Annotated in this window: 38 protein-coding genes; 6 read left to right on the top strand and 32 right to left on the bottom strand. The window is 48.9% G+C overall.

Going from position 1 to position 24,095, the window contains the following annotated elements:
- The first annotated feature begins 9 nt into the window (after nucleotides 1–9).
- The 6 genes from ABT56_RS21165 to ABT56_RS21140 are packed head-to-tail and all read left to right on the top strand — an operon-like array spanning nucleotide 10 to nucleotide 7,810.
- Nucleotides 10–1,791, top strand: coding sequence for a sugar transferase (locus ABT56_RS21165; protein ID WP_047880919.1), 1,782 nt, complete (start codon nucleotides 10–12; stop codon nucleotides 1,789–1,791).
- 56 nt (nucleotides 1,792–1,847) lie between these two features.
- Nucleotides 1,848–2,156, top strand: coding sequence for an STAS domain-containing protein (locus tag ABT56_RS21160; RefSeq protein WP_047880911.1), 309 nt, complete (start codon nucleotides 1,848–1,850; stop codon nucleotides 2,154–2,156).
- Between the two features lie 7 nt (nucleotides 2,157–2,163).
- Entirely contained in the window at nucleotides 2,164–2,958 is a 795-nt protein-coding gene (locus ABT56_RS21155; RefSeq protein WP_047880910.1) for an OmpA family protein, read from the top strand.
- Nucleotides 2,955–5,633: an SLBB domain-containing protein gene (locus ABT56_RS21150; protein ID WP_047880909.1), complete on the top strand. Its 2,679-nt coding sequence runs from the start codon at nucleotides 2,955–2,957 to the stop codon at nucleotides 5,631–5,633. Before ABT56_RS21155 ends, ABT56_RS21150 begins: the two co-directional genes overlap by 4 nt.
- Complete coding sequence (locus tag ABT56_RS21145; RefSeq protein ID WP_047880908.1) at nucleotides 5,630–6,301, top strand: P-loop NTPase family protein; 672 nt, start codon at nucleotides 5,630–5,632, stop codon at nucleotides 6,299–6,301. Before ABT56_RS21150 ends, ABT56_RS21145 begins: the two co-directional genes overlap by 4 nt.
- 39 nt (nucleotides 6,302–6,340) lie before the next feature.
- A complete protein-coding gene (locus ABT56_RS21140; RefSeq protein WP_047880907.1) occupies nucleotides 6,341–7,810 on the top strand; it encodes a response regulator in 1,470 nt (489 codons plus the stop codon).
- A gap of 20 nt (nucleotides 7,811–7,830) precedes the next feature.
- Here ABT56_RS21140 and ABT56_RS21135 read toward each other — a convergent pair whose 3' ends face one another.
- From ABT56_RS21135 to ABT56_RS23775, 32 genes are all read right to left on the bottom strand, one after another.
- Nucleotides 7,831–8,811, bottom strand: coding sequence for a glycosyltransferase family 4 protein (locus tag ABT56_RS21135; RefSeq protein ID WP_047880906.1), 981 nt, complete (start codon nucleotides 8,809–8,811; stop codon nucleotides 7,831–7,833).
- A 98-nt stretch (nucleotides 8,812–8,909) separates the two neighbouring features.
- A complete protein-coding gene (gene rplQ, locus ABT56_RS21130; RefSeq protein ID WP_027251964.1) occupies nucleotides 8,910–9,296 on the bottom strand; it encodes a 50S ribosomal protein L17 in 387 nt (128 codons plus the stop codon).
- Between the two features lie 33 nt (nucleotides 9,297–9,329).
- Nucleotides 9,330–10,319 (bottom strand): DNA-directed RNA polymerase subunit alpha, encoded by a 990-nt coding sequence (locus ABT56_RS21125; protein WP_047880905.1) that lies wholly within the window; start codon nucleotides 10,317–10,319, stop codon nucleotides 9,330–9,332.
- A gap of 23 nt (nucleotides 10,320–10,342) precedes the next feature.
- Nucleotides 10,343–10,963, bottom strand: coding sequence for a 30S ribosomal protein S4 (gene rpsD, locus ABT56_RS21120; protein ID WP_047880904.1), 621 nt, complete (start codon nucleotides 10,961–10,963; stop codon nucleotides 10,343–10,345).
- 27 nt (nucleotides 10,964–10,990) lie between these two features.
- Nucleotides 10,991–11,380 carry a 30S ribosomal protein S11 gene (rpsK, locus tag ABT56_RS21115; RefSeq protein WP_036817716.1) on the bottom strand — a complete coding sequence of 130 codons (390 nt, stop codon included), beginning with the start codon at nucleotides 11,378–11,380 and terminating at the stop codon, nucleotides 10,991–10,993.
- A gap of 17 nt (nucleotides 11,381–11,397) precedes the next feature.
- The gene (gene rpsM, locus ABT56_RS21110) at nucleotides 11,398–11,754 is read right to left on the bottom strand and encodes a 30S ribosomal protein S13 (RefSeq protein ID WP_047880903.1); all 357 of its coding nucleotides are present in this window, start codon (nucleotides 11,752–11,754) and stop codon (nucleotides 11,398–11,400) included.
- A 145-nt stretch (nucleotides 11,755–11,899) separates the two neighbouring features.
- Nucleotides 11,900–12,013 (bottom strand): 50S ribosomal protein L36, encoded by a 114-nt coding sequence (rpmJ, locus tag ABT56_RS21105; protein ID WP_000868186.1) that lies wholly within the window; start codon nucleotides 12,011–12,013, stop codon nucleotides 11,900–11,902.
- Nucleotides 12,014–12,036: 23 nt separating this feature from the next.
- Complete coding sequence (gene secY, locus ABT56_RS21100) at nucleotides 12,037–13,362, bottom strand: preprotein translocase subunit SecY (protein WP_047880902.1); 1,326 nt, start codon at nucleotides 13,360–13,362, stop codon at nucleotides 12,037–12,039.
- Nucleotides 13,363–13,384: 22 nt separating this feature from the next.
- Nucleotides 13,385–13,819 carry a 50S ribosomal protein L15 gene (rplO, locus tag ABT56_RS21095; RefSeq protein ID WP_047880901.1) on the bottom strand — a complete coding sequence of 145 codons (435 nt, stop codon included), beginning with the start codon at nucleotides 13,817–13,819 and terminating at the stop codon, nucleotides 13,385–13,387.
- Nucleotides 13,820–13,824: 5 nt separating this feature from the next.
- Nucleotides 13,825–14,004, bottom strand: a complete 180-nt coding sequence (rpmD, locus tag ABT56_RS21090) for a 50S ribosomal protein L30 (RefSeq protein WP_047876503.1) — start codon at nucleotides 14,002–14,004, stop codon at nucleotides 13,825–13,827.
- 5 nt (nucleotides 14,005–14,009) lie between these two features.
- Nucleotides 14,010–14,507 carry a 30S ribosomal protein S5 gene (gene rpsE / locus ABT56_RS21085; protein ID WP_047880900.1) on the bottom strand — a complete coding sequence of 166 codons (498 nt, stop codon included), beginning with the start codon at nucleotides 14,505–14,507 and terminating at the stop codon, nucleotides 14,010–14,012.
- A 12-nt stretch (nucleotides 14,508–14,519) separates the two neighbouring features.
- Nucleotides 14,520–14,873 (bottom strand): 50S ribosomal protein L18, encoded by a 354-nt coding sequence (gene rplR, locus ABT56_RS21080; RefSeq protein WP_047880899.1) that lies wholly within the window; start codon nucleotides 14,871–14,873, stop codon nucleotides 14,520–14,522.
- Nucleotides 14,874–14,882: 9 nt separating this feature from the next.
- Nucleotides 14,883–15,416 (bottom strand): 50S ribosomal protein L6, encoded by a 534-nt coding sequence (rplF, locus tag ABT56_RS21075; protein ID WP_047880898.1) that lies wholly within the window; start codon nucleotides 15,414–15,416, stop codon nucleotides 14,883–14,885.
- 12 nt (nucleotides 15,417–15,428) lie between these two features.
- Nucleotides 15,429–15,821 carry a 30S ribosomal protein S8 gene (rpsH, locus tag ABT56_RS21070; RefSeq protein ID WP_039465402.1) on the bottom strand — a complete coding sequence of 131 codons (393 nt, stop codon included), beginning with the start codon at nucleotides 15,819–15,821 and terminating at the stop codon, nucleotides 15,429–15,431.
- Between the two features lie 36 nt (nucleotides 15,822–15,857).
- A complete protein-coding gene (gene rpsN, locus ABT56_RS21065; RefSeq protein ID WP_047880897.1) occupies nucleotides 15,858–16,163 on the bottom strand; it encodes a 30S ribosomal protein S14 in 306 nt (101 codons plus the stop codon).
- A gap of 15 nt (nucleotides 16,164–16,178) precedes the next feature.
- A complete protein-coding gene (gene rplE / locus ABT56_RS21060; RefSeq protein WP_047880896.1) occupies nucleotides 16,179–16,718 on the bottom strand; it encodes a 50S ribosomal protein L5 in 540 nt (179 codons plus the stop codon).
- Nucleotides 16,719–16,733: 15 nt separating this feature from the next.
- Nucleotides 16,734–17,045 carry a 50S ribosomal protein L24 gene (rplX, locus tag ABT56_RS21055; protein ID WP_047876497.1) on the bottom strand — a complete coding sequence of 104 codons (312 nt, stop codon included), beginning with the start codon at nucleotides 17,043–17,045 and terminating at the stop codon, nucleotides 16,734–16,736.
- Nucleotides 17,046–17,057: 12 nt separating this feature from the next.
- Nucleotides 17,058–17,429, bottom strand: a complete 372-nt coding sequence (gene rplN, locus ABT56_RS21050) for a 50S ribosomal protein L14 (RefSeq protein ID WP_047876496.1) — start codon at nucleotides 17,427–17,429, stop codon at nucleotides 17,058–17,060.
- 163 nt (nucleotides 17,430–17,592) lie between these two features.
- A complete protein-coding gene (gene rpsQ / locus ABT56_RS21045) occupies nucleotides 17,593–17,847 on the bottom strand; it encodes a 30S ribosomal protein S17 (RefSeq protein WP_047880895.1) in 255 nt (84 codons plus the stop codon).
- Nucleotides 17,847–18,038, bottom strand: coding sequence for a 50S ribosomal protein L29 (gene rpmC, locus ABT56_RS21040; protein ID WP_047880894.1), 192 nt, complete (start codon nucleotides 18,036–18,038; stop codon nucleotides 17,847–17,849). Before rpmC ends, rpsQ begins: the two co-directional genes overlap by 1 nt.
- Nucleotides 18,038–18,448, bottom strand: a complete 411-nt coding sequence (gene rplP, locus ABT56_RS21035; protein ID WP_047876493.1) for a 50S ribosomal protein L16 — start codon at nucleotides 18,446–18,448, stop codon at nucleotides 18,038–18,040. Before rplP ends, rpmC begins: the two co-directional genes overlap by 1 nt.
- An 11-nt stretch (nucleotides 18,449–18,459) precedes the next feature.
- Nucleotides 18,460–19,149: a 30S ribosomal protein S3 gene (gene rpsC / locus ABT56_RS21030; protein ID WP_047880893.1), complete on the bottom strand. Its 690-nt coding sequence runs from the start codon at nucleotides 19,147–19,149 to the stop codon at nucleotides 18,460–18,462.
- Between the two features lie 19 nt (nucleotides 19,150–19,168).
- Complete coding sequence (gene rplV / locus ABT56_RS21025) at nucleotides 19,169–19,501, bottom strand: 50S ribosomal protein L22 (protein WP_047880892.1); 333 nt, start codon at nucleotides 19,499–19,501, stop codon at nucleotides 19,169–19,171.
- 14 nt (nucleotides 19,502–19,515) lie between these two features.
- On the bottom strand, nucleotides 19,516–19,794 hold the full coding sequence (gene rpsS, locus ABT56_RS21020; protein ID WP_007469141.1) for a 30S ribosomal protein S19: 279 nt from the start codon (nucleotides 19,792–19,794) through the stop codon (nucleotides 19,516–19,518).
- Between the two features lie 20 nt (nucleotides 19,795–19,814).
- Nucleotides 19,815–20,639 carry a 50S ribosomal protein L2 gene (gene rplB, locus ABT56_RS21015; RefSeq protein WP_047880891.1) on the bottom strand — a complete coding sequence of 275 codons (825 nt, stop codon included), beginning with the start codon at nucleotides 20,637–20,639 and terminating at the stop codon, nucleotides 19,815–19,817.
- An 18-nt stretch (nucleotides 20,640–20,657) separates the two neighbouring features.
- Nucleotides 20,658–20,960 (bottom strand): 50S ribosomal protein L23, encoded by a 303-nt coding sequence (gene rplW, locus ABT56_RS21010; RefSeq protein ID WP_047880890.1) that lies wholly within the window; start codon nucleotides 20,958–20,960, stop codon nucleotides 20,658–20,660.
- On the bottom strand, nucleotides 20,957–21,559 hold the full coding sequence (rplD, locus tag ABT56_RS21005) for a 50S ribosomal protein L4 (protein ID WP_047880889.1): 603 nt from the start codon (nucleotides 21,557–21,559) through the stop codon (nucleotides 20,957–20,959). The genes rplW and rplD overlap by 4 nt, the downstream gene beginning before the upstream one ends.
- A gap of 16 nt (nucleotides 21,560–21,575) precedes the next feature.
- The gene (gene rplC, locus ABT56_RS21000; RefSeq protein ID WP_047880888.1) at nucleotides 21,576–22,205 is read right to left on the bottom strand and encodes a 50S ribosomal protein L3; all 630 of its coding nucleotides are present in this window, start codon (nucleotides 22,203–22,205) and stop codon (nucleotides 21,576–21,578) included.
- 14 nt (nucleotides 22,206–22,219) lie between these two features.
- Nucleotides 22,220–22,531, bottom strand: a complete 312-nt coding sequence (gene rpsJ / locus ABT56_RS20995; RefSeq protein ID WP_002541412.1) for a 30S ribosomal protein S10 — start codon at nucleotides 22,529–22,531, stop codon at nucleotides 22,220–22,222.
- A 378-nt stretch (nucleotides 22,532–22,909) separates the two neighbouring features.
- A complete protein-coding gene (gene bfr, locus ABT56_RS20990; protein WP_047880887.1) occupies nucleotides 22,910–23,389 on the bottom strand; it encodes a bacterioferritin in 480 nt (159 codons plus the stop codon).
- 85 nt (nucleotides 23,390–23,474) lie between these two features.
- Nucleotides 23,475–23,663 (bottom strand): (2Fe-2S)-binding protein, encoded by a 189-nt coding sequence (locus tag ABT56_RS20985; protein ID WP_047880886.1) that lies wholly within the window; start codon nucleotides 23,661–23,663, stop codon nucleotides 23,475–23,477.
- Between the two features lie 288 nt (nucleotides 23,664–23,951).
- Nucleotides 23,952–24,095, bottom strand: a 144-nt coding sequence (locus tag ABT56_RS23775; protein ID WP_476742276.1) for an EF-Tu C-terminal domain-related protein, incomplete at its 5' end; no start/stop codon positions are given.

Genomic DNA, 24,095 nt, shown 5'->3' with positions numbered 1-24,095 from the left:
GGGGTCACCATGACTATCAGTTGGATGATATTAATCGCAATGACCATGGTAATAATTTACCACCATGTCATTTATACCGGTTTGATGCTCTTTCTCGGACGAAAAGAGCCCTCACCACCAGCAGGATCATCTGAATCTCCCTCTGTCGCAATTCTCATCCCAGCCCACAACGAAGCCAACTTTATCGAAGCCAAGCTGGCCAACTTATTGATGCTGGATTACCCGCCCGAAAAGCTCTCTATTTGGATTTGTTGTGATGGCTGCAGTGATAATACCGCAGAGCTAATCAAAGAGTGGGAGAACAAATTTGCCAACGCGGGTATTGCACTGAAATGCATCGTTGAGGCTGACAATAAAGGCAAGGTAGTACGTATCAATCAGCTTCTCGGCCTAGTGAAAGGCAAGGTGGATTTAATCGCCATGTCCGACGTCTCTGCACTGATTTCCATTGATGCCCTGACCCAAGCCGCCGATAGCTTTACTGACCCCCAAATAGGGGCTCTGGCCTGTAACTACCTCTTGGCCGAAGCTACCGACGGTGAGCAGCAATACTGGCACTGGCAAAACTCAATTCGCCAAACCGAATCGACGCTCGGCAGCGTCATGGGGGGCAACGGAGCCTTCTATATTGTCCGGGCACCGCTATTTTCCACCTTGCCGGAAGATACCATTAATGATGATTTCATACAAACGATGCTGGTAATCAAACAAGGCTATCAGGTTCAATTTAATCGCTATATCAATAGCGTCGAACTCTCTCCGTCAACCGCTCAAGATACCTACCAACGCCGGCAGCGCATCGGTGCTGGCAACCTGCAGCAATTACTCCGCTGCCGTTTCATTTTCCGTCGCACCTATCATGGTGCGCGCTGGCTATTTACCTCGGGCAAGGCGCTGCGAACGATCATGCCATTTATATTGATCAGCTATTTCCTCTTATCTTTCACCTTGGCGCTCAAGGGCTCAGCGGTTGCCCTGTGGCTAACAGCCATACAGGCAACGGGCTACATGGCTGCAGCCCTGCCCCTGTTCGGCCTGCATAGCAAGGTGACGGATAAACTGCATTACTTTGTCAGCAGTTATGCCGCGTCGTTGATCGGGATGATACGTTATTGCATGGGTCACTTTAACAATGGCTGGCGTCACCTGCCGCCATTATCTAGCTATCAGTCCCTCTCCACCCAACTCCTCAAGCGTACGAGTGATCTCTTGCTGGCCACCGCTGGTATCGTCTTGACCTTACCGCTATGGCCGCTAATTGCCTTATTGATCAAAATCGACTCTCCCGGTCCGGTGTTCTACCGCCAAATGCGGGTGGGCAGGATCAGTGAGGATCAGGTCGAACTGTTTGAGGTCATCAAGTTTCGCTCCATGTCCCACAATGCAGAATCAAAATCAGGCGCTATTTGGGCACAACGGAATGACCCCCGCATAACCCGCATCGGCAACTTTCTCCGTACCACCCGACTGGATGAAATCCCGCAGTTCATCAATGTCATCAAAGGGGATATGGCCCTCATCGGTCCTCGCCCGGAACGGCCTGAATTCTGTGGCACTTTGCAAAATGCATTGCCATTTTACCTCGAGAGAACGGCAGGCTTAAAACCAGGGATAACGGGGCTGGCTCAAGTCAATCAGAATTATGATGCCAGCCTAGATGACGTCAAAAACAAGATTATCTGGGATCACGCCTATGCCTTGGCGCTTAGCTCTCCGCTGCAGTGGATCAAAATGGATCTGTTCATCATTTTCAAAACTATTTACATCATGGTGAGCAAACGTGGGCAATAATTGGCATAGCACTTGTATTAATAGAAGAAAAACATCACGAACCCAAAAGGCCCGTTATGAAGCCAGCCATAAATAACGCCAACATAGGTCTAACACTGCCAAATGAGTTTGATGCCCACTTGGCCAAACAGATGGAACCCGAGTTTGAAGCGCTCAGCCAAACCGATAGCAATGAGCTGATCATCGATATGACGCAGGTACAATTTATTGATTCCTGCGGCATCGGGGCCATCGTATTCCTTTACAAACGGTTAAAGATCAGGGGGAAACCATTGAGCCTGCTCAATGTGAACGGCCAACCCCGACAGCTGATGAAAATGTTGCGGATCGACAAGGTGATCCCTTTGATCACCTCAGGGGAGTAACACCGGGATGGGAAAACTCTTAAGCCTATTAATCATGTTCCTCTTGAGCAGCTGCGCCACATGGCCGACAACCAGTGACACCCCTTATTCTGCACCGGACGTTGATCAATGGCACGAGCTTGAACACCATGGCTTCGAGCTCCAACTACTGGCAACCCGGGGCGCCAAGCTTTGCCTGCCGGGGCAATACCAGCGGCTTGCCAACCTCCATGACAAAGCCGGCCAAGAACACAAGGCAGGCTTTACCGATGATGCCGATATCACCCTGCTGACCTACCAAACCCAGTTTGCCAAAATCCAACGCCAGATGGACTGGCTCGAGCACCACACCGAGTGTCTGGATACCCGTTACTCTGAGATCCAGCTGCGGGACCAATTCCTGCTCTTGATGCGGGTCGACAACCAATTTGCCTTCAACCGGGTTAAGCTGCTTCCCGATTACCAAAATGCGTTGCGACGTGCTGCTGCAATCCTAAAACGCCAAGAGCACTGGCAGCTAGAGCTAACCGGCCATACCGACACCATAGGTACCGAGCAGAGTAACTACCAACTGGGCATGCGCCGGGCAGATACCGTGCGGCGCTACATGATTGAACAGGGAGTCGACTCGCACCAAATTTCCATTTTCAGTGCTGGTGAAAAAGAGTCGTTCGAAGATCCCAATTCACGTACCCAGCGACTCAGCAACCGCAAGGTTGAAGCCCGAGTATTGGTTGACCACCATACTCGCTCCCCACACCGGGTGTATTCCCTCAGTGACTGGCATGCCGTCAAAGAACAGTTAACCCCAGGCTCGCTATGATCCGGTTGCTGCTGCTCTTACTCAGTACACTCATTGTCACCCCGGTATGGGGAGATACCCTGACACCCGGCGACCGGGTCTTTATCCAGCTACCCGGGGAACGCGACTTCGACGAACCATTCACCATTGATGATCAGGGCCAAATCCGACTGCCTGAAATCGGGCTGGTCCCCATCGAGGGGTTGACCCAGCCACAAGCCGAGCAACGCCTGCGCGAAAGGCTCACGACCGTTTATCGCAATCTCGACGAGTTCAAGCTCAATATCCTCGAGCAAGTCCTGCGGGTGCAAGTTCTCGGTTATGTCGAGGAGCCCGGGATGATATCGCTAAAACCCGGTGCCAATGTCCAAATGGCGATTTCCGCCGCTGGCGGAGCCCGGCCCGGTGCCCAGCTCGATCAATTCAAGTTGATCCGAAACGGCAGCCCCCTGCAATTTAATTACAAAGCCTACCTCGACGATGGCGACCCGGCCAAGCTACCCGCGTTGCAGGGCGGAGATACGATTTTTGTCCCCTCCTCGCCGCTGCTCGGCAATGTCGAGGTAAATTTTGATGCCGCATCGCTGACCAAAGGCGGAGATGCCGACGAACAGCAAGGGATCACCATTTTCGGTGAATTACGCAATCCCGGAACCTTCAGCTTTAAACCGGGCATGACAGTCGTCGATGCCGTGATGCGCGCCGAGGGGGTCACCCGGTACGCGGATGTGACCAAGATCCGGGTGATCACTGACAATATCCCCTACCAATTCGACCTGAAGGCTTACCTAGACAGCGGTGATACCAGCAACCTGCCGCCCATCAAGCCCGGTACCACCATTTTCGCCCCGATAGAAGTCGAAGACATCAACACCACCTCGCGTACCGTGTATGTCATGGGTGAGGTCAAATCACCCGGTGCCTACGAAAGCTCGCCGGGCACCGGCTTCATCGATGTTCTGGCCAACGCCGGCGGGCCGACCCGCTTTGCCGATACCACCCAAATCAAGCTGCTAAGCAACACCAAGGCTGCGATGAGTATCAACCTTGTCAAATATACCCAGACACCGGCACTTTACCCGCTGCCTGACATGATGCCGGGCGATGTCATCTTCATTCCGGAAAAAATCGACTTCAATGAAAAGTCGTGGCTGAAAGTAACTAATGACCGGGCAATAAAAATCATCGGCGCAGTCAATAACCCTGGCCGCTTCGAATGGAATGACACCATGAGCTTTATGGATCTGCTAGCCCATGCCGGGGGTCCCAAACAGCAAACCAACCTGTCGAACATTCGTATTGTGCGCGAAGGGGCCGGCAGCGACGAAGAGCGGGTGACCACGTTCAATTTCGAAGCATTCACCAAACAGGGCAAGCCACAAAACCAACTACCGCAATTAAAGGCCGGCGATACCATCATCTTCGATGAGCTCCCCCACGACCCGACTGACAATAAGGCCAGCTGGCTTCGCCAATCTGCCCAGGACTCCATTTATATCTTCGGCCAAGTTGGTGCGCCGGGGCGCTATGCATTCAACGGCGAACAAGGGTTCCTCGATATATTGTCCGCTGCCGACGGCCCGACCGGGGAAGCCGATATACAAGATGTGCTGATCACCCACCGTAACGGCAAGACCACCAAGGTAACCCGTTTCAACCTCGCCCGTTATTTCAAAACCGGCAATGAGGCTCTGCTGCCGAAGGTTGTTGCCGGCGATGTGATTTTTGTCCCGCAGGTAGATACCGTCGCCGACACGGAAGCGGTCAAGGTTATGGGGGCGGTTAAATCCCCCGGCCGCTTCAACTGGAATGTCAGCATGACCTTCCTCGATGTACTCGCCATGGCGGGCGGGCCGCTGCAGCAGGCCAATATCACCAATATCCGTATCATCAAGGAAAACCGCCAGTCGCAAGACAACGTGCTGTACTTCGACCTCGACAATTTTATCAATGAAGGCGGCAGCTTTACTGCCCTGCCCCGGCTAGCGGCCGGTGATACCATCGTCATCGACGAGCTGCCTCACGACCCGACTGACAACAAATCCAGCTGGATCCGCCAATCGGCCGATGATTCCATCTATGTGTTCGGTCAGGTCGGTGCACCGGGACGCTATGCCTTCAACCGCGAGCTGGGCTTCCTTGATATCCTCTCGGCAGCGGATGGCCCCAATGGCGATGCCGACCTTCGCCAAATCCGGATCAGCCACCGGAATGACAGTACGGCCAGGGTGACCCGGCTCAACCTGTCCCTGTATTTTGAAACCGGCGACGAAACCCTCATCCCGAAAATCGTGCCCGGCGATGTTATCTATGTGCCGAAACTGGAAGGGAACTGGCTCGATAAGCCTGCCGGGCAAGTCGTGCGGTTAATGGGCTCGGTTAATAAACCCGGTCGCTACCCCTTCAACAGCCAGATGAATATTCTCGATTTACTGGCAGAAGCCGGAGGCCCAACCGATAACGCTTATATCGAGCGGATCATGATCGTCAATACCTCTTGCTGTGGTGACAAAGCCCAGACATTCAACCTGCGTGACTATGTCATCGACCCAGCCCGTTACCCGCTACCGCTATTGCGGGCAGGCGACACCGTCTATGTCCCCAACCTCGATGACTCCGTCGGCGAAAAATGGCGCCAGGGCCTGCGAGATGTATTGGGTATCGTCACTTTAATCGCCTTGGGGACAACATTATGAAACCGTGGCTCAGTGGGGAATATGATCAACTCTTTCACCAGCTCCATCAGCACAATGCGCGGGTGATCACCCTCGCTGGCGCCTCAAGCCACTGCGGCACGTCCACCCACTGCAACTGGTTAGCCCGTCGCTGTGCCGAAGATCACAAGGTATTACTGATCGACCTTGATCTTACCGGATCCGGCCAAGGCTATTCATCCAAACCGTGGGACAGCAATGGGAATGCCGTCATCCAGCTGACCGAAAAACTAGACTTACTGCCGCGTCCAAGCGAGGCGCAGACCATCTTGGAACTGCGCCAAATGACGTCATTCCAACAAGCTCTTAACCGCTGGAAGCAGGATTACCACTACATCCTTTGCGATGTCGGTACCATTGCCCATGGTAATTGGCGAAACATGCCGATCAATGCACTTAGCGATGCAACAATCCTCTGCCTTGCCGCGGCCCAAACGACCGAAAGTGAGCTGCTGACCTGCATCAGCAAACTTGAGCAAAACGGCATTTCCTTGCTGGGCACGCTAATCAATGATCAATCCAACCCGTCACTCGCAGAAGAAATAATCCGAGTGCTGAATGGAAAAGCGCGATGGGTACCACAGCGGCTAAAACGTAAACTCATCAATTACTTGCAAAATAGCCCGCTATTACAAGGAAAATACCAGTAATAACGCAAATAGCGCAGACCCCACCCAGGATGAGCCGACATGAATCAGATTTTATTCCAACGACAGTTTGATCTGAGCTACGAGAACCTTGCCCACATTCGCCAGACACTGGATGAAAGAGCCTCTTTGCTTCACCTCTCCCCCGATCAGCTCCAAGGTATCAAACTAGTCTGCAGCGAGTACTGCACCAATTTGCTTGATCACCAAGAAGTAACGGCAACTCGATGTACCCTCAGCTACGGCAAGTTTTCCGGTCAATACCGATTCGCCATTCACGATAACGGCTCGCCCTGGCCTGAGCAAACCCAGTACCTATCAGAGGCCGAGTTACCCGATCTCCCGTGTGAATCAGGAATGGGACTTGCCATAATAAAGGCCACATTCCCTGAATTTAGCTATCAAATCTTACCTGATCACAACAAAATTGAGTTTACACTCCCTTTATCATCCTCCCGCAAACATCTGGTCATTGTTGATGACAGCCTCAGCCAACTCACCATGCTAACGCACTACCTTGATAAAAATTATCAGCTCTCTATTTTCAGTCAGGCAGATGATGCGTTGAAATGGTTGGAGGCCAATCACTGTGACTTAGTCCTCACCGACTTATGGATGCCGAATATCAACGGCTTGGAGTTTCGACAGCAGGTGGGGGAGCTCCGCCACCACCGTTTATTACCCTTTATTTTTCTCTCAGGCGACACCTCGGCAGAAACCATAACGGCGGTCACCCTGTCAGGAATTGATGACTTCCTGACCAAGCCCATCAACAAGCGGCACCTACTACAAGTATTGGATAGGGTACTCAATCGACATCACCATCTACAGCAAGCGTTTGAAGACAACCTATTGCAGCAACTCGAAAATACAGCGCCACCAAGGGATGAACACAGAACAACATCAATCACTGTGGGAAAACTCAACGTCCAGATAAGCCAGCAACCGCAGATCAGCGGTGACTTTTTTATAAATCAAACGCTTGCAGATAAATCAGAAATCATGATCCTTGGCGATCTCATGGGGCATGGCATCGTCGCCAAAGCCAACGGCGGAATTTGCTACGGACTGCTCCAAGGGCTGCTGCTCAACCCCGACCAAACCCCAAAGCAATTGTGCAAACAGCTTAACCAGTACCTCTACCACACCCTGCCCAGTAGCCTCGTATGCTTGCTTGTTATTCATATCAGTATGGAAAATACCGTTACCCTCTACAACGCAGGAATGCCAAAACCCATCATCTGTGAGAGTACCTGCCAGCATATCGATGAGAGTATGGGGCTTTTAGGGTTGTTTGATACATTGCAAATGGAAAGCAGCCAGCTAACAATCAGGCCTAATGGCAGCTTGCATAGTTACAGTGACGGCTTGCTAGACTCTGTGCTCCCCGAGCAAGAACGGCAAAACCTTGTACGCATGTCGATCACAGAACGCCATCAATATTTATGGCAACGCAGCCCCGAGAACAATGCGGATGACCGCACCTTAATCACCCTAAGCTATAGCGGCTAAACGTTTGGAGATAATCACAGCTAGGCCAAGCGGTAGATCTTCGCCAGCTCCGGCCAACACGCATCGGCACTGAAATGTGCTTTCACTCTCTGCTGCTGATAGTGTGATAACGCCAGCCATGACCCACTACCTTCGCGCTCAAGATCTATAACCCTTGTGCTCAGTGACAGCCAGTCGCTCTCTGCAACGATACAATCGCTCTTCAGCAAAGAGCGCATCTCGCCAACATCCGTCGATAAAACCACAACGCCATTCTCCATCGCCTCTAGTGCAGCCATCGGCATTCCCTCAGCCCGCGATGGCATAAGTAAGACATCCAGGTGTTGCCAATACGACGCCATCGATGGCACTGAACCGTGCCATGTCAGTGCTTCGCCCTCCAATAAATGAGCTTGCTCACCATCACCAAAAACATGGCATTCACAATCGGGTAATTGGTGGCTTAGCAAGACGAAACGATCAATGGCTTTTTCATGGCTAAGCCGCCCGACGAATCCTACTTGCAAAGTGGCATGACGCTCCCGTTTTATCATTTCTTTTTGGCAATGAACAAAATTGCGCTGCAATTTGCAAGGGAATAACTGGGCTTTCCTAATTTGCTCACTAACCGCGAGGTTATCGGAAAGACCTGCGGTACAGCGGTTGATCCATTCATAACAAGCAAGCCGGCCAGATAACCGCTCACCCGCATGGAAAGTCGTAACAACATGAAAGGGGGCAAATAGAGAAAAAAAGCGAGAGATGATAGAGGCTTTGTATCCATGGGCATGAACGACATCAGAGCCTTTTAAACGCCGGAAAAAACCAGTTACAGAGGAATCAGACAGGAAGCGATAGGGAATACGGTGTAATTTGAGTTGAACGTACTGTGGATGTGATGGGTAGTGCTGGAGAAATACAACTTCAACCTCAACCTGTTGCGATTGAAGCAGCATTGCCAATTGCTGGATATGGCTTTCAACACCGCCAAACCCAGAACTATCGACGAGCAGGTAAATCATGCACTCACTCTCTTGTTAATCTAGGAAACAAGAAAATCAATGCATAAAAAAAGCCGAGTCTTACGACTCGGCTTCTTTTTTATTTAACGAGCTTTTGCTTATTCAGCAGCAGCTTCTTCCTGAGCTTCAGGACGGTCTACTAGCTCGATGTAAGCCATAGGGGCTTTATCGCCAGCACGGAAACCGCATTTCATGATGCGAGTGTAACCGCCTGGACGCTGAGCAAAACGTGGACCCAGTTCGTTAAATAGTTTCGCAACAACTTCGTTGTCACGAGTACGTGCGAATGCAAGACGACGGTTAGCAACACTGTCAGTCTTAGCTAGTGTAATCAATGGCTCAATTACGCGACGCAGCTCTTTTGCCTTAGGCAGGGTAGTCTTGATAAGCTCGTGACGTACCAGAGAGCTAGCCATGTTGCTAAACATAGCCTTGCGGTGGCTGCTGTTGCGGTTGAGTTGACGACCACTCTTACGATGGCGCATGACCTAATCCTTCTAACTAGATATCAGTAACTATTAATCTTCAGCGATAGATGCTGGCGGCCAGTTTTCTAGGCGCATACCTAGAGACAGACCACGTGAAGCCAGCACGTCTTTGATTTCTGTCAAAGACTTCTTACCAAGGTTAGGCGTTTTAAGAAGCTCAACCTCAGTGCGCTGAACGAGATCACCGATGTAATGGATCGCTTCTGCTTTCAGACAGTTAGCAGAGCGAACAGTTAGTTCAAGATCGTCTACAGGACGCAGTAGGATCGGATCGAACTCCGGCTTCTCTTCTTTCTCTTCAGGAACTCGTACATCACGAAGATCTACGAATGCATCCAATTGCTCAGCTAGAATAGTAGCTGCACGACGGATAGCTTCCTCTGGGTCAAGAGTACCGTTGGTTTCCATATCGATTACAAGCTTGTCAAGGTCAGTACGTTGTTCAACACGTGCTGCTTCAACTGCGTAAGCGATGCGGTCAACTGGGCTGAATGTTGCATCAACCAGTAGACGACCAATTGGACGCTCGTCTTCTTCTGTGTGAATACGAGCAGACGCCGGTACGTAGCCACGACCACGCTCTACCTTGATGCGCATGCTGATATCAGCATTGTCATCAGTAATGTGGCAGATTACGTGCTCTGGGTTCGCAATCTCAACATCACCATCATGGGTGATGTCACCTGCAACAACAGGGCCTGCACCAGATTTATTCAGAGTAATGATTACTTCATCCTTACCCTCAACCTTAACGGCTAGGCCTTTAAGGTTTAGAAGGATCTCAAGGATATCTTCCTGAATACCTTCTTTGGTGCTGTACTCGTGCAACACGCCATCGATTTCTACTTCAGTTACGGCACAACCCGGCATTGAAGATAGAAGAATACGACGTAGCGCATTACCAAGAGTGTGGCCGAAACCACGCTCTAGTGGCTCAAGAGTTACTTTGGCATGCGTACTGCTAACTTGTTCAATATCAACAAGACGCGGCTTAAGAAATTCTGTTACAGAACCCTGCATTGTGTCCTCTCTTAACTGTAGCCTTACTTAGAGTAAAGCTCGACGATCAGGTGTTCGTTGATGTCGGCAGACAAATCAGAACGTTCTGGAAGACGCTTGAAAGTACCTTCCATCTTGCTGTTGTCTACTTCGACCCAAGTCGGTAGTTCACGCTGAGTAGCAACTTCAAGAGCCGCTTTGATGCGTGCTTGGTTCTTAGCTTTCTCGCGAACGCTAACAACGTCGTTAGCCGCTACCTGGAAAGAAGGAACGTTTACGACTTGACCGTTAACTAGAATCGCTTTGTGGCTTACCAGCTGACGTGCTTCTGCGCGAGTTGCGCCAAAGCCCATGCGGTAAACTACGTTGTCTAGACGACCTTCAAGAAGCTGAAGCAGGTTTTCACCTGTGTTGCCCTTGATGCGAGCCGCTTCTTGGTAGTAGTTACGGAATTGCTTCTCAAGTACGCCGTAAGTACGACGAACTTTCTGCTTCTCACGAAGCTGAACGCCGTAGTCAGATAGACGACCGCGACGAGCACCGTGCATGCCAGGTGCATTATCAATTTTACACTTGGTATCAATCGCGCGTACACCAGACTTAAGGAATAAGTCAGTGCCTTCGCGACGGCTAAGCTTCAGCTTAGGACCCAAATATCTTGCCATGTTCTTTCTCCAGTTTTCCTAGAAACGTTATACGCGACGTTTCTTAGGTGGACGACAACCGTTATGAGGGATCGGAGTCGCATCAACAATGTTAGTGATACGGAAACCCGCAGCGTTAAGCGCGCGGATAGTAGACTCACGACCTGGACCTGGGCCCTTAACCATAACTTCTAGGTTCTTAACGCCATACTCTTTGGCCATTTCGCCAGCGCGCTCAGCAGCAACCTGTGCAGCGAACGGAGTAGACTTACGAGAACCACGGAAACCTGAACCACCGGCAGTAGCCCAAGACAGAGCGTTACCCTGACGGTCAGTGATGGTCACGATTGTGTTGTTGAAAGAAGCATGAATGTGCGCAACGCCATCAGCTACTTGCTTGCGTACGCGCTTACGAGCGCGAGTTGGTTGTTTAGCCATTGTACTCTACCTTCCGATTATTTCTTGATCGGCTTGCGCGGACCCTTACGGGTACGTGCGTTGGTTTTAGTACGCTGTCCACGTAGTGGTAGACTGCGACGATGACGAAGACCACGGTAACAACCAAGATCCATTAGGCGCTTGATGTTCATGGAAACTTCACGACGTAGATCACCTTCTACAGTGTATTTAGCTACACCATCACGCAGTAGATCGATCTGCTCTTCAGTTAGTTCACTGATCTTAACACTTTCAGCAATACCCACTTCAGCTAGGATAGCTTTTGAGCGAGTTTTACCAATACCGTAAATCGCAGTAAGAGCGATTACAGAATGTTTATGATCAGGAATGTTAATGCCTGCAATACGGGCCACTATTCACTCCTAGTACTTTTCAAGAATTACCACTGCAAAGCCCGTCTAGGATACGCAGCGGCGGAACAATTCTTTTGCACACACAAAAGATTGGTTGGCTAATTTAGCCAACCTACCTTAAATTTGCAAGAAATATTTCTGCTAATTAGCCTTGGCGCTGTTTGTGCTTTGGCTCACTGCAAATTACACGCACAACACCGTTGCGCTTGATAACTTTACAGTTACGGCAGATTTTCTTAACGGAAGCACGAACTTTCATTGCTAAACTCCGTAAATGGGATCTTAACGGCCAGAGCCCTTAAGATTAGCCTTTTTCAACACAGACTCATATTGTTGAGACATCAGGTGTGTCTGAACTTGAGCCATGAAGTCCATAATGACTACAACTACGATAAGTAGTGAAGTACCGCCAAAATAGAAGCGGACATTCCATGCAATCATCATAAACTCGGGGATCAGACAGATAAAGGTAATGTACAGAGCACCAACCAAAGTTAGGCGAGTCATCACTTTATCTATGTATTTTGCGGTCTGCTCTCCCGGGCGAATACCAGGTACGAACGCACCAGACTTCTTCAGGTTATCTGCTGTTTCACGCGGGTTGAAAACCAGCGCCGTATAGAAGAAGCAGAAGAAGATAATCGCAGCTGCATAAAGCATTACATACAGTGGCTGACCTGGGCTTAGTGCCAATGAAATGTCACTTAGCCAAGTTAGCTTGTCATTCTGACCGAACCACTGAGCCAGTGTACCCGGGAACAGAATAATACTAGATGCAAAGATTGCTGGAATTACCCCTGCCATGTTGATTTTCAACGGCAGATGCGTGCTTTGCGCAGCGAAGACACGACGGCCCTGCTGACGCTTGGCGTAGTTAACAACGATACGACGCTGACCACGCTCCATAAACACAACAAAGTAAATTACAGCAAACGAAATAACTGCAATTAACAGTAGAAGAAGAACATGCAATTCGCCTTGACGCGCTTGCTCCACTGTCTGTCCAATAGCCGGCGGCAAACCTGCAACAATACCTGTGAAGATGATCAGAGATATACCGTTACCTATGCCACGCTCTGTAATTTGCTCACCTAACCACATCAGGAACATGGTACCGGTAACCAAACTAACAACCGCAACGAAGTAGAATCCTAGGCCAGGATTAACGACAAGGCCTGGGATCATACTTGGTAACCCTGTTGCAATACCAATTGCTTGGAAGGTTGCCAAAACAAGCGTGCCGTAACGGGTATACTGGCTAATCTTACGACGGCCAGACTCCCCTTCCTTCTTCAATTCGGCCAGTGCCGGATGAACAACCGTCAGCAACTGAACAATGATCGATGCCGAAATATACGGCATGATACCCAGTGCTAAAATGGAAGCACGCTCAAGTGCACCACCAGAGAACATGTTAAACAGTTCAATGATGGTGCCCTTTTGCTGTTCGAACAGATCGGCAAGTACAGCAGCGTCAATACCAGGAATAGGCACAAAGGAGCCTGCTCGGAAAATTAAGATCGCACCTAATACGAATAGTAGGCGAGACTTAAGCTCTGCTAGTCCACTTTGGGCGCTACGAAAATCTTGTCCTGGTTGTTTAGCCATCTGTACCTCATCCTCGAGTTAATTATTCCTCGATTTTACCGCCTGCAGCTTCGATAGCAGCTTTAGCGCCTTTAGTCACGCGTAGACCTTTAACTGTTACAGCGCGAGCAATTTCACCAGAAAGAACGATTTTTGCGAAAGCAATGTTCTTAGTGATGATGTTCGCAGCCTTAAGAGTTTCTAGGCTTACTACGTCACCTTCAACACGCGCTAGCTCAGCTAGACGAACTTCAGCTGTTACCAAGCTCTTACGAGAAGTAAAACCGAATTTTGGTAGACGCTGTTTCAAAGGCATTTGACCGCCTTCGAAGCCTGGACGTACAGAACCACCTGAACGTGATTTCTGACCTTTGTGACCACGGCCACAAGTTTTGCCCAGACCTGAACCGATACCACGACCTACGCGCTTCGCAGAAGGCTTAGAACCCGCAGCCGGTGATAGAGTATTCAAACGCATTCTGATTACTCCTCAACTTTAACCATGTAGTAAACTTTGTTGATCATGCCGCGTACGCAAGCAGTATCTTCAAGTTCAACAGTGTGGTTGATACGACGAAGGCCTAGGCCCAGCAAAGTAGCTTTATGCTTCGGTAGACGACCGATAGAGCTCTTTGTCTGTGTTACTTTAATAGTCTTAGCCATGTCGATTACTCCAGAATTTCTTTAACAGAAAGACCACGCTTCGCAGCGATCATTTCTGGAGAGTTCATGCCACTCAAACCATCAATAGTCGCGCGAACGATGTTGATTGGGTTTGTAGAGCCGTATGCTTTAGCTAGAACGTTGCGAACACCCGCAACTTCTAGTACTGCACGCATTGCACCGCCGGCGATGATACCAGTACCTTCTGAAGCAGGCTGCATGTACACTTTAGAACCAGTGTGTGCGCCTTTAACAGCGTGGTGTAGAGTACCTTCGTTCAGTGCAACATTAATCATGTTGCGACGTGCTTTTTCCATCGCTTTTTGGATCGCAGCAGGAACTTCACGTGCCTTACCGTAACCGAAACCAACGCGACCGTTACCGTCACCAACAACAGTTAGTGCAGTAAAGCTGAAAATACGACCACCTTTAACCGTCTTAGATACGCGGTTAACAGCGATCAGCTTTTCATGCAAATCTGATTGAGTTTTTTCGTTAGCCATCTTCCGCCTACCTTAGAATTTCAGACCAGCTTCACGAGCAGCTTCTGCTAGTGCAGCCACACGGCCGTGGTATTGGAAACCAGAACGATCGAATGCAACGCTAGAAACGCCTTTTTCAATCGCGCGCTCAGCAATAGCTTTACCTACAGCTGCAGCAGCGTCTTTGTTACCGGTGCTCTTAACTTGCTCACGGATCGCTTTTTCTACTGTAGAAGCGGCTGCGATTACTTCAGAACCGTTTGGTGCGATAACCTGAGCGTACACGTGACGTGGAGTACGGTGTACAACCAGGCGAGTTGCACCCAGTTCAGCAATCTTACGACGTGCACGGGTCGCACGACGGATACGAGATGCTTTCTTATCCATAGTGTTACCTTACTTCTTCTTAGCTTCTTTAGTACGCACATTTTCATCTGCGTAACGAACACCTTTGCCTTTGTAAGGCTCAGGACTACGGTAAGCGCGAATGTCAGCAGCTACTTGGCCAACTACCTGCTTATCAGTACCAGTTAGTACGATTTCAGTTTGAGTTGGGCACTCAGCTTTGATGCCAGCTGGAAGTTCGTGCTCTACTGGGTGAGAGAAACCAAGAGTCAGAGCTACAGCGTTGCCTTTGATAGCAGCACGGTAACCTACACCCTTAAGAACAAGCTTCTTAGTGTAACCTTCAGTAACACCAACAACCATGTTGTTAACTAGTGCACGAGCAGTACCTGCTTGCGCCCAAGCTTTCTCGAAACCTTCACGAGGACCGAAAGTGATCTGGCTCTCTTCCTGGGAAAGAACTACTGCTTCATGGATAACGCGAGTTAGTTCGCCTTTTCCACCTTTAACAGTGATTTCCTGACCGTTAAGCTTAACTTCTACGCCGGCAGGAATTACTACAGGTGCTTTTGCAACACGAGACATTTCCTACTCCTATTATGCTACGTAGCAGATAATCTCACCGCCAAGACCCGCTTTGCGAGCAGCGCGGTCGGTCATCAGACCCTTGGAAGTGGACACAACAGCAATACCTAGACCGCCCATAACTGACGGAAGCGCATCTTTTTTCTTGTAGATGCGTAGGCCAGGGCGTGAAACGCGCTGGATTTGCTCGATAACTGGGTTAGCTTCGAAGTACTTAAGTGTAACTTCTAGCTCAGGCTTAACTTCACCAGAGATGGTGTAGTCAGCCACGTAACCTTCTTCTTTAAGCAGTGCTGCGATAGCAACTTTTAGCTTAGAAGATGGCATTTTTACAGCAACTTTTTTCGCTGCCTGACCGTTGCGAATGCGGGTCAGCATATCCGAAATCGGATCTTGCATGCTCATAAGTCAATTACTCCGTGATTCTAATTGGGTAACAAATTACCAGCTAGCTTTACGCAGACCCGGAATCTCGCCTTTCATGCAAGCTTCACGAACCTTGATACGGCATAGACCGAACTTACGTAGGTAGCCGTGTGGACGACCAGTCTGGTTACAGCGGTTACGCTGACGAGACTTAGCAGAATCACGTGGTAGTGACTGAAGTTTAAGCACTGCATTCCAGCGATCTTCTTCAGACGCATTCACGTCTTTGATTAGAGCTTTAAGCGCCGCACGCTTCTCAGCGAACTTTGCTACTAGCTTTGCACGTTTTACTTCACGTGCCTTCATGGATTCTTTAGCCATTAGTAACCCTTACTTTTACTTACGGAATGGGAAGTTAAAAGCAGATAGCAGAGCACAAGCTTCTTCGTCAGATTTCGCAGAAGTCGTGATTGTGATGTCTAGACCACGTACACGATCAACTTTATCGTAATCGATTTCTGGGAAGATAATCTGCTCACGAACGCCCATGCTGTAGTTACCACGACCGTCGAATGATTTCGGGTTTAGACCACGGAAATCTCGGATACGAGGTACAGCAATTGAAATTAGACGCTCGAAAAAGTCCCACATACGTTCGCCACGTAGAGTCACTTTACAGCCAATAGGGTAGCCCTCACGGATCTTAAAGCCAGCAACAGACTTACGAGCTTTTGTGATCAGCGGCTTTTGGCCAGAAATGGCGGCCATATCTGCTGCTGCATTCTCAAGAAGCTTCTTGTCGTTGATCGCGTCACCCACACCCATGTTAAGTGTGATTTTCTCGATCCTTGGGACTTGCATGATGCTCTTGTATTCAAACTTTTCAGAAAGCTCGCTTACAATAGACTCTTTGTAGTAATCATGCAGTTTCGCCATAGTACTACTCCAAAATTACTTAATAGTTTCGCCAGTCGACTTGAAGAAACGAACTTTTTTGCCGTCTTCAAATCGGAAGCCTACACGGTCCGCTTTACCTTCACCGTTTACGATTGCAACGTTAGAAGCGTCAATTGCTGCTTCTTTTTCAACGATGCCACCTTGGATGCCCATAGCCGGTACAGGCTTCTGGTGCTTCTTAACAAGGTTGATACCTTCAACGATTACTTTACCGGTTGCTAGAACCTTAGATACTTTACCTTTCTTACCTTTGTCTTTACCAGTAAGAACGATAACTTCGTCGTTACGACGGATTTTAGCTGCCATTTGAATTACTCCTTACAGTACTTCAGGCGCTAGTGAAACGATCTTCATGAACTTATCACCACGAAGCTCACGAGTCACAGGGCCGAAAATACGAGTACCGATTGGTTGCTCAGTTGTGTTGTTCAACAGTACGCAAGCATTACGGTCAAAACGAATGACAGAGCCGTCTGGACGACGAACGCCTTTACGAGTGCGCACAACCACCGCTTTCAGTACATCACCCTTTTTAACTTTACCGCGAGGAATTGCTTCCTTAACAGTAACTTTGATGACATCACCGATATGTGCATAGCGACGGTGTGAACCACCCAGAACCTTAATACACATTACGCTACGTGCGCCGGAGTTATCGGCTGCATCAAGCATACTTTGCATTTGGATCATGTTAGTGCTCCGCTAATTTTAAACATCTAGACCCATCACGGGTCGCTTTGCCTTTTTAACAAAGGCGGCGAATGATAACACTCTTTTTGCCGATTGAATAGACAAAAAATAAACGGCCCCAAATTTTTTCGGGGCCGCTGTGCTATATCGTAGTTAAGTTCGCTTAACCGCGAGCTTTTTCTACAACGCGTACCAGAGTCCAAGATTTGTTCTTAGACAGTGGACGGCACTCACGAATCTCAACAGTGTCGCCTAGACCACACTCGTTGTTCTCGTCGTGCGCGTGAAGCTTAGTCGTGCGAGTGATGTACTTACCGTAGATTGGGTGTTTCACCTTACGCTCGATAGCAACAACGATAGACTTGTCCATCTTGTCGCTTACTACGCGACCAAGCTGAGTACGAATTTTCTCGCTCATTATGCGTCCGCCTTCTCAGTCAGAACGGTTTTAACACGTGCGATATCGCGACGTACAGCTTTTAGAGTGTGAGTCTGCTGAAGCTGGCCAGTTGCAGCTTGCATGCGCAGGTTAAACTGCTCACGTAGCAGGTTCACAAGCTCAGCATTCAGTTCTTCAACGCTTTTAGCGCGCAGATCTTGTGCGTTCATCACATCACCGCCTTAGTTACGAATGTTGTCTTGATTGGTAGCTTACGTGCAGCAAGATCGAATGCTTCACGAGCTAGTGTTTCAGAAACACCATCCATTTCGTATAGAACTTTACCTGGTTGAATCTGTGCTACCCAGTACTCAACGTTACCCTTACCTTTACCTTGACGAACTTCAAGAGGCTTAGATGTGATTGGTTTGTCTGGGAATACACGAATCCAGATTTGGCCCTGACGTTTGATATGACGAGTCATAGCACGACGTGCCGCTTCGATCTGACGAGCAGTTAGGCGACCACGGCCAACAGCTTTAAGACCAAATGTACCGAAGCTTACATCAGTACCGTTCGCTAGACCGCGGTTACGACCTTTAAAAGTCTTGCGGAATTTAGTGCGTTTAGGTTGCAGCATCAATAAACTCCTTATTTACGGCCTTTGCGCTGCTTCTTAGGCTTGTCAGCCTTTGGCTCTTCAACCGGCATACCGCCTAGAACTTCACCTTTGAAGATCCAAACTTTAACGCCGATAACACCGTATTGGGTGTGAGCCGAAGAAGTTGCGTAATCAATGTCAGCACGAAGAGTGTGTAGAGGCACACGGCCTTCACGGTACCACTCAGTACGTGCGATTTCAGCGCCGCCTAGACGACCGCTTACTTCAACTTTGATACCTTTAGCGCCAAGACGCATAGCGTTCTGAACTGCACGCTTCATAGCGCGACGGAACATAACACGACGCTCTAGCTGAGACGAAATGCTGTCTGCAACTAGTTGACCGTCTAGCTCTGGCTTACGTACTTCAGCGATGTTGATCTGAGCTGGAACACCAGCGATCTTAGCAACGCGAGCGCGTAGTTTCTCTACGTCTTCACCTTTCTTACCGATTACAACGCCTGGACGAGCAGTGTGAATAGTTACACGGATGCTCTTCGCTGGACGCTCGATAACGATGCGTGATAGTGAAGCTTTTGCTAGTTCCTTAGTAAGGAACTGACGTACCTTGAAGTCGCCGTCTAGGTTGTCAGCGAAATCTTGGCTGTTAGCAAACCAAGTGGTATTCCAAGGCTTAACGATGCCAAGACGAATACCATTAGGATGTACTTTTTGACCCATTGCTTTCTCTCCTAGTCTCTTAGCGGTCTGCTACAACAACAGTGATGTGGCTAGAACGCTTCAAGATGCGATCGGCACGGCCTTTAGCACGAGGCATAATACGCTTCATGACTGGACCTTCATCAACGAAGATTTTAGCTACTGATAGATCATCAATATCTGCGCCTTCGTTGTGTTCTGCGTTAGCGATAGCTGACTCTAGAACTTTCTTGATTAGATCAGCAGCTTTTTTGTTGCTGAAAGTCAGAATTTCTAGTGCTTGTGCAACTGGCTTACCGCGCAGTTGATCAGCAACCAAACGTGCTTTCTGCGGTGAGATGCGAGCAAAGCGATGTTTAGCGATAGCTTCCATTACCTATACTCCTCTTAGCGCTTCTTAGCTTTCTTATCCGCAGCGTGACCGCGGTAAGTACGTGTTGGTGCAAATTCGCCTAGCTTGTGACCGATCATTTCTTCAGAAACGAAAACAGGAACGTGCTGACGACCATTATGGACAGCGATGGTCAAACCGATCATCTGAGGGATGATCATTGAGCGACGGGACCAAGTCTTAACAGGCTTCTTGTCACCGCTTTCCACCGCTTTCTCTACCTTCTTCAGCAAGTGCAGGTCAATAAAAGGACCTTTCTTGAGAGAACGTGGCATGGCTTATCCTCTGATATAAATTACTTGTTACGACGACGTACGATGTACTTGTCGGTACGCTTGTTCTTACGAGTCTTGTAACCCTTAGTTGGAACACCCCAAGGTGTAACTGGGTGACGACCACCAGAAGTACGGCCTTCACCACCACCGTGTGGGTGGTCAACTGGGTTCATTACAACACCACGTACAGTTGGACGAACACCGCGCCAACGTGAAGCACCAGCTTTACCTAGTTCACGTAGCATGTGTTCTGCGTTACCAACTTCACCGATGGTTGCACGACCTTCAGAAAGAACTTTACGCATCTCACCAGAACGTAGACGAACAGTCACGTAAGCGCCTGCACGTGCAACGATCTGAGCGTATGCACCAGCTGAACGAGCCAGCTGAGCACCTTTACCAGGCTTAAGTTCAACACAGTGTACAGTTGAACCTACTGGGATGTTGCGCATTGGTAGAGTGTTACCAACTTTGATAGCAGCATCTGCGCCAGACTGGATTACGTCACCAGCCTGAAGACCCTTAGGTGCGATGATGTAGCGGCGCTCACCGTCTGCGTACAGAACTAGAGCAATGTTTGCGCTACGGTTTGGATCGTATTCTAGACGCTCAACTTTCGCTGGGATACCGTCTTTAGTACGTTTGAAATCGATGATACGGTAAGCATTCTTGTTACCACCACCGATGTGACGTACTGTGATACGACCGTTGTTGTTACGACCACCAGTTTTAGATTTCTTCTCAACTAGTGCTGCGTACGGCTTACCCTTATGCAGGTCAGAGTTAACCACTTTAACTACGTGGCGACGACCTGGGGAAGTCGGCTTACATTTTACAATAGCCATTCTTCTTTGCTCCTAGCCTTACTCTGCACCGCCAACGAAGTCGATGTCTTGACCTTCTTTCAAGATTACATACGCTTTCTTCACGTCTGAACGACGGCCTTGGCGCATACCTTGACGTTTGGTCTTACCCTTAGTGATAAGAGTATTTACAGACTTAACTTCAACCTCGAACAGTTTTTCAACTGCTGCTTTGATCTCTTTCTTAGTTGCAGTCATCGCTACTTTGAAAACGATAGTGTTACCGTTTTCAGCAGCCATGGTTGCTTTTTCAGAGATGTGCGGAGCACGTAGAACTTTTAGAATACGCTCTTCAGTGATCATGCTAGCATCTCCTCAACTGCTTTAACTGCTGCTGCAGTCATAACAACTTTATCGAAAGCGATCAGGCTAACTGGATCAATTGCCTTCGCGTCACGTACGTCTACTTTGTATAGGTTACGTGCAGCAAGGAATAGATTCTCATCTAGTTCGCCTGTTACGATCAGTGCGTCTGTCAGCTCAAGCTCTTTCAACTTAGCAGCTAGTGCTTTAGTTTTTGGAGCTTCGATTGAGAATTCTTCAACAACGATTAGACGCTCTTGACGAACTAGCTCAGACAGGATGCTCTTCATCGCACCACGGTACATTTTCTTGTTAACTTTCTGGCTGTGGTCCTGTGGACGAGCAGCGAAAGTTACACCACCGGTACGCCATAGCGGGCTACGGATTGTACCAGCACGAGCGCGGCCTGTACCCTTCTGGCGCCATGGCTTAGCGCCACCACCAGAAACGTCAGAACGAGTCTTCTGAGCACGAGTACCTTGACGAGCACCTGCTGCAAAAGCAACAACTACCTGGTGTACAAGCGCTTCATTGAAGTCACGCCCAAAAGTAGTTTCGGAGACAGTTAGTGCGTTAGCACCTTTGACTACCAATTCCATTACTAACTCCTCGACGTTACGCTTTAACAGCTGGTTTAACGATCACGTTGCCACCTGTAGCACCTGGGACTGCACCTTTGATAAGAAGCAGATTGCGCTCAGCGTCAACACGTACGATCTCTAGGTTTTGAGTCGTTACACGCTCAGCACCCATGTGACCAGCCATTTTCTTGCCTTTAAATACGCGACCTGGAGTCTGACACTGACCGATAGAACCAGGAGCACGGTGAGACAAGGAGTTACCATGGGTCATATCTTGAGTACGGAAGTTCCAGCGCTTAACAGCACCCTGGAAGCCCTTACCCTTAGATGTACCAGTAACGTCTACTTTTTTAACTTCGTTGAATAGCTCAACAGTTAGCTCAGCGCCAACAGCGAACTCTTCGTTGTTCTCTAGACGGAATTCCCAAAGACCGCGACCTGCTTCAACACCTGCTTTCGCAAAGTGACCAGCTTCTGGCTTAGAAACACGGTTAGCTTTCTTAGTACCAGTAGTTACCTGGATTGCGTTGTAGCCGTCAGTTTCAACAGATTTAACCTGTGAAACGCGGTTCGCTTCAACTTCAACCACAGTTACTGGGATAGAAACGCCATCTTCGGTAAATACGCGGGTCATGCCCACTTTACGACCGATTAGACCAATCATTCTCTTATCTCCCCTTAACCTAGGCTGATCTGAACGTCAACGCCAGCAGCTAGGTCTAGACGCATAAGAGCGTCAACAGTTTTGTCTGTTGGCTCAACGATGTCGATAAGACGCTTGTGAGTACGGATTTCGTACTGGTCACGTGCATCCTTATTAACGTGAGGAGAAATAAGAACAGTGAAACGCTCTTTACGAGTAGGTAGTGGGATTGGACCCTTAACCTGCGCGCCAGTGCGCTTAGCTGTTTCTACGATTTCCGCAGTAGACTGGTCGATCAAACGGTGATCGAAAGCCTTTAGGCGGATACGAATACGTTGGTTCTGCATTAGACAGAGCTCCAATTCAAAAATTTTACACAAACAATATCGCCACTCAAACCCGTCAGGACGAGAGAATGTCGATTGATTTATGTGAACGTAGCATCCCGATTGGATACATTGTCAGTCAATTTAATGACTGCGAACTTAAGTCAGAGTGTACATTAACAGATCGCTAAGCGACCCTTCCTCAACGCTCATTGGTTCACAACTGCGCTTACGAGGTTAACCTCGGGCAGTGGGAGGCATTATACAGATCACAGTTTTAAGCGCAAGCCCTGTTGGAAAAATAATCACGGAAGTTTTTTTGTCACGAATGGCAGGCAACAAGGTATGGGATCCCGTCCTCTCGGCCCTCCCCTTTCCTGCCACAGCAGCTACCGAAACTCAGTCATCTTCGTCAACAATCTGGGCTTGATTGTAATTGGCTATCCCCATTTTCTCGATCAGCCCAAGCTGGGTTTCGAGCCAATCAACGTGCTCTTCTTCATCAGAAAGGATGGATTGGAACAAATCACGGGAGACATAGTCGTGGACATCTTCGGCGTAAGCAATCGCATCGCGCAGATCTGGGATTGCCGCCATTTCCAATGCCAAATCGCATTCGAGCATTTCTTGGGTATCTTCGCCGATATTGAGCTTGCCGAGATCCTGCAAGTTAGGGATCCCCTCGAGGAACAAGATACGTTCGATGAGGTGATCGGCATGGTTCATCTCATCGATGGACTCATGGTACTCCTTGTCCGCAAGGTGCTTTAGCCCCCAGTCCTTGTACATTCTGGCATGGAGGAAGTACTGATTGATGGCAACAAGCTCATTGCCGAGGATTTTATTGAGGTGTTGGATTATCTTTGGATCGGCTTTCATAGCACATGGCTCCTCTATCGATTCCATAAAGCATAGAAGCGATCAGGAGCCTGTCAAAAACAAGCATGGTCGATATAGGACGGGGTCAGCTGGCTTTTTGGTACTGAGCCACGACGGTTTCTTCGAGGATCTGTCTTGCCTGACGAATACACTTGCCGCACTGCGAGCCCAGCGGGGTGATTTGGCGAAGGCCGCGAATATCAAAAATCCCTTGCTGCTGAGCAAGTTTGACAATTTTCTTATCGGAGATCCCATAACACAGACAGACAAACATACGATTCTTACCTTGATTACACGATGTAAATATAAACAAGAATCCTTTTCATTACCATCGCGCGTGAGCTCTTTATGTAGACCAATTAGGCATTAGTGATAGAGCTATATATACGATTTACAAATATAAATACAGCAGTGTAAGCAAAGACAGGCTATTGCACAGACTATGGGGCTGCCCGTTTAATAGCTATGGGAGTGCACGAGGAAGGGATGCGATACGAAACAACAGATAAAAAAAGGGAGCCGAAGCTCCCTTTTTCTGTACTTAGTTATGCACTAATTGCTATTAAGCAATGATAGTTGCAACAACACCAGCACCTACAGTACGGCCACCTTCACGGATAGCGAAACGTAGACCTTCGTCCATCGCGATAGGAGCGATTAGAGTAACAGTCATAGAAACGTTATCACCAGGCATTACCATTTCAAC

Source organism: Photobacterium aquae, from assembly GCF_001029445.1.
Classification (GTDB): Bacteria; Pseudomonadota; Gammaproteobacteria; order Enterobacterales; family Vibrionaceae; genus Photobacterium; species Photobacterium aquae.
The sequence above is the reverse complement of the archived record's forward strand: the minus strand, read 5'-3'. Positions and strand labels throughout refer to the sequence as shown.

What these genes read in the sequence shown, in the direction of transcription:
- ABT56_RS21165 (WP_047880919.1), top strand. Translation starts at nt 10, where the DNA reads ATGACTATCAGTTGGATGATATTAATCGCAATGACCATGGTAATAATT.
- ABT56_RS21160 (WP_047880911.1), top strand. Translation starts at nt 1,848, where the DNA reads ATGAAGCCAGCCATAAATAACGCCAACATAGGTCTAACACTGCCAAAT.
- ABT56_RS21155 (WP_047880910.1), top strand. Translation starts at nt 2,164, where the DNA reads ATGGGAAAACTCTTAAGCCTATTAATCATGTTCCTCTTGAGCAGCTGC.
- ABT56_RS21150 (WP_047880909.1), top strand. Translation starts at nt 2,955, where the DNA reads ATGATCCGGTTGCTGCTGCTCTTACTCAGTACACTCATTGTCACCCCG.
- ABT56_RS21145 (WP_047880908.1), top strand. Translation starts at nt 5,630, where the DNA reads ATGAAACCGTGGCTCAGTGGGGAATATGATCAACTCTTTCACCAGCTC.
- ABT56_RS21140 (WP_047880907.1), top strand. Translation starts at nt 6,341, where the DNA reads ATGAATCAGATTTTATTCCAACGACAGTTTGATCTGAGCTACGAGAAC.
- ABT56_RS21135 (WP_047880906.1), bottom strand. Translation starts at nt 8,811, where the DNA reads ATGATTTACCTGCTCGTCGATAGTTCTGGGTTTGGCGGTGTTGAAAGC.
- rplQ (WP_027251964.1), bottom strand. Translation starts at nt 9,296, where the DNA reads ATGCGCCATCGTAAGAGTGGTCGTCAACTCAACCGCAACAGCAGCCAC.
- ABT56_RS21125 (WP_047880905.1), bottom strand. Translation starts at nt 10,319, where the DNA reads ATGCAGGGTTCTGTAACAGAATTTCTTAAGCCGCGTCTTGTTGATATT.
- rpsD (WP_047880904.1), bottom strand. Translation starts at nt 10,963, where the DNA reads ATGGCAAGATATTTGGGTCCTAAGCTGAAGCTTAGCCGTCGCGAAGGC.
- rpsK (WP_036817716.1), bottom strand. Translation starts at nt 11,380, where the DNA reads ATGGCTAAACAACCAACTCGCGCTCGTAAGCGCGTACGCAAGCAAGTA.
- rpmJ (WP_000868186.1), bottom strand. Translation starts at nt 12,013, where the DNA reads ATGAAAGTTCGTGCTTCCGTTAAGAAAATCTGCCGTAACTGTAAAGTT.
- secY (WP_047880902.1), bottom strand. Translation starts at nt 13,362, where the DNA reads ATGGCTAAACAACCAGGACAAGATTTTCGTAGCGCCCAAAGTGGACTA.
- rplO (WP_047880901.1), bottom strand. Translation starts at nt 13,819, where the DNA reads ATGCGTTTGAATACTCTATCACCGGCTGCGGGTTCTAAGCCTTCTGCG.
- rpmD (WP_047876503.1), bottom strand. Translation starts at nt 14,004, where the DNA reads ATGGCTAAGACTATTAAAGTAACACAGACAAAGAGCTCTATCGGTCGT.
- rpsE (WP_047880900.1), bottom strand. Translation starts at nt 14,507, where the DNA reads ATGGCTAACGAAAAAACTCAATCAGATTTGCATGAAAAGCTGATCGCT.
- rplR (WP_047880899.1), bottom strand. Translation starts at nt 14,873, where the DNA reads ATGGATAAGAAAGCATCTCGTATCCGTCGTGCGACCCGTGCACGTCGT.
- rplF (WP_047880898.1), bottom strand. Translation starts at nt 15,416, where the DNA reads ATGTCTCGTGTTGCAAAAGCACCTGTAGTAATTCCTGCCGGCGTAGAA.
- rpsH (WP_039465402.1), bottom strand. Translation starts at nt 15,821, where the DNA reads ATGAGCATGCAAGATCCGATTTCGGATATGCTGACCCGCATTCGCAAC.
- rpsN (WP_047880897.1), bottom strand. Translation starts at nt 16,163, where the DNA reads ATGGCTAAAGAATCCATGAAGGCACGTGAAGTAAAACGTGCAAAGCTA.
- rplE (WP_047880896.1), bottom strand. Translation starts at nt 16,718, where the DNA reads ATGGCGAAACTGCATGATTACTACAAAGAGTCTATTGTAAGCGAGCTT.
- rplX (WP_047876497.1), bottom strand. Translation starts at nt 17,045, where the DNA reads ATGGCAGCTAAAATCCGTCGTAACGACGAAGTTATCGTTCTTACTGGT.
- rplN (WP_047876496.1), bottom strand. Translation starts at nt 17,429, where the DNA reads ATGATCCAAATGCAAAGTATGCTTGATGCAGCCGATAACTCCGGCGCA.
- rpsQ (WP_047880895.1), bottom strand. Translation starts at nt 17,847, where the DNA reads ATGAGCGAGAAAATTCGTACTCAGCTTGGTCGCGTAGTAAGCGACAAG.
- rpmC (WP_047880894.1), bottom strand. Translation starts at nt 18,038, where the DNA reads ATGAACGCACAAGATCTGCGCGCTAAAAGCGTTGAAGAACTGAATGCT.
- rplP (WP_047876493.1), bottom strand. Translation starts at nt 18,448, where the DNA reads ATGCTGCAACCTAAACGCACTAAATTCCGCAAGACTTTTAAAGGTCGT.
- rpsC (WP_047880893.1), bottom strand. Translation starts at nt 19,149, where the DNA reads ATGGGTCAAAAAGTACATCCTAATGGTATTCGTCTTGGCATCGTTAAG.
- rplV (WP_047880892.1), bottom strand. Translation starts at nt 19,501, where the DNA reads ATGGAAGCTATCGCTAAACATCGCTTTGCTCGCATCTCACCGCAGAAA.
- rpsS (WP_007469141.1), bottom strand. Translation starts at nt 19,794, where the DNA reads ATGCCACGTTCTCTCAAGAAAGGTCCTTTTATTGACCTGCACTTGCTG.
- rplB (WP_047880891.1), bottom strand. Translation starts at nt 20,639, where the DNA reads ATGGCTATTGTAAAATGTAAGCCGACTTCCCCAGGTCGTCGCCACGTA.
- rplW (WP_047880890.1), bottom strand. Translation starts at nt 20,960, where the DNA reads ATGATCACTGAAGAGCGTATTCTAAAAGTTCTACGTGCTCCGCACATC.
- rplD (WP_047880889.1), bottom strand. Translation starts at nt 21,559, where the DNA reads ATGGAATTGGTAGTCAAAGGTGCTAACGCACTAACTGTCTCCGAAACT.
- rplC (WP_047880888.1), bottom strand. Translation starts at nt 22,205, where the DNA reads ATGATTGGTCTAATCGGTCGTAAAGTGGGCATGACCCGCGTATTTACC.
- rpsJ (WP_002541412.1), bottom strand. Translation starts at nt 22,531, where the DNA reads ATGCAGAACCAACGTATTCGTATCCGCCTAAAGGCTTTCGATCACCGT.
- bfr (WP_047880887.1), bottom strand. Translation starts at nt 23,389, where the DNA reads ATGAAAGCCGATCCAAAGATAATCCAACACCTCAATAAAATCCTCGGC.
- ABT56_RS20985 (WP_047880886.1), bottom strand. Translation starts at nt 23,663, where the DNA reads ATGTTTGTCTGTCTGTGTTATGGGATCTCCGATAAGAAAATTGTCAAA.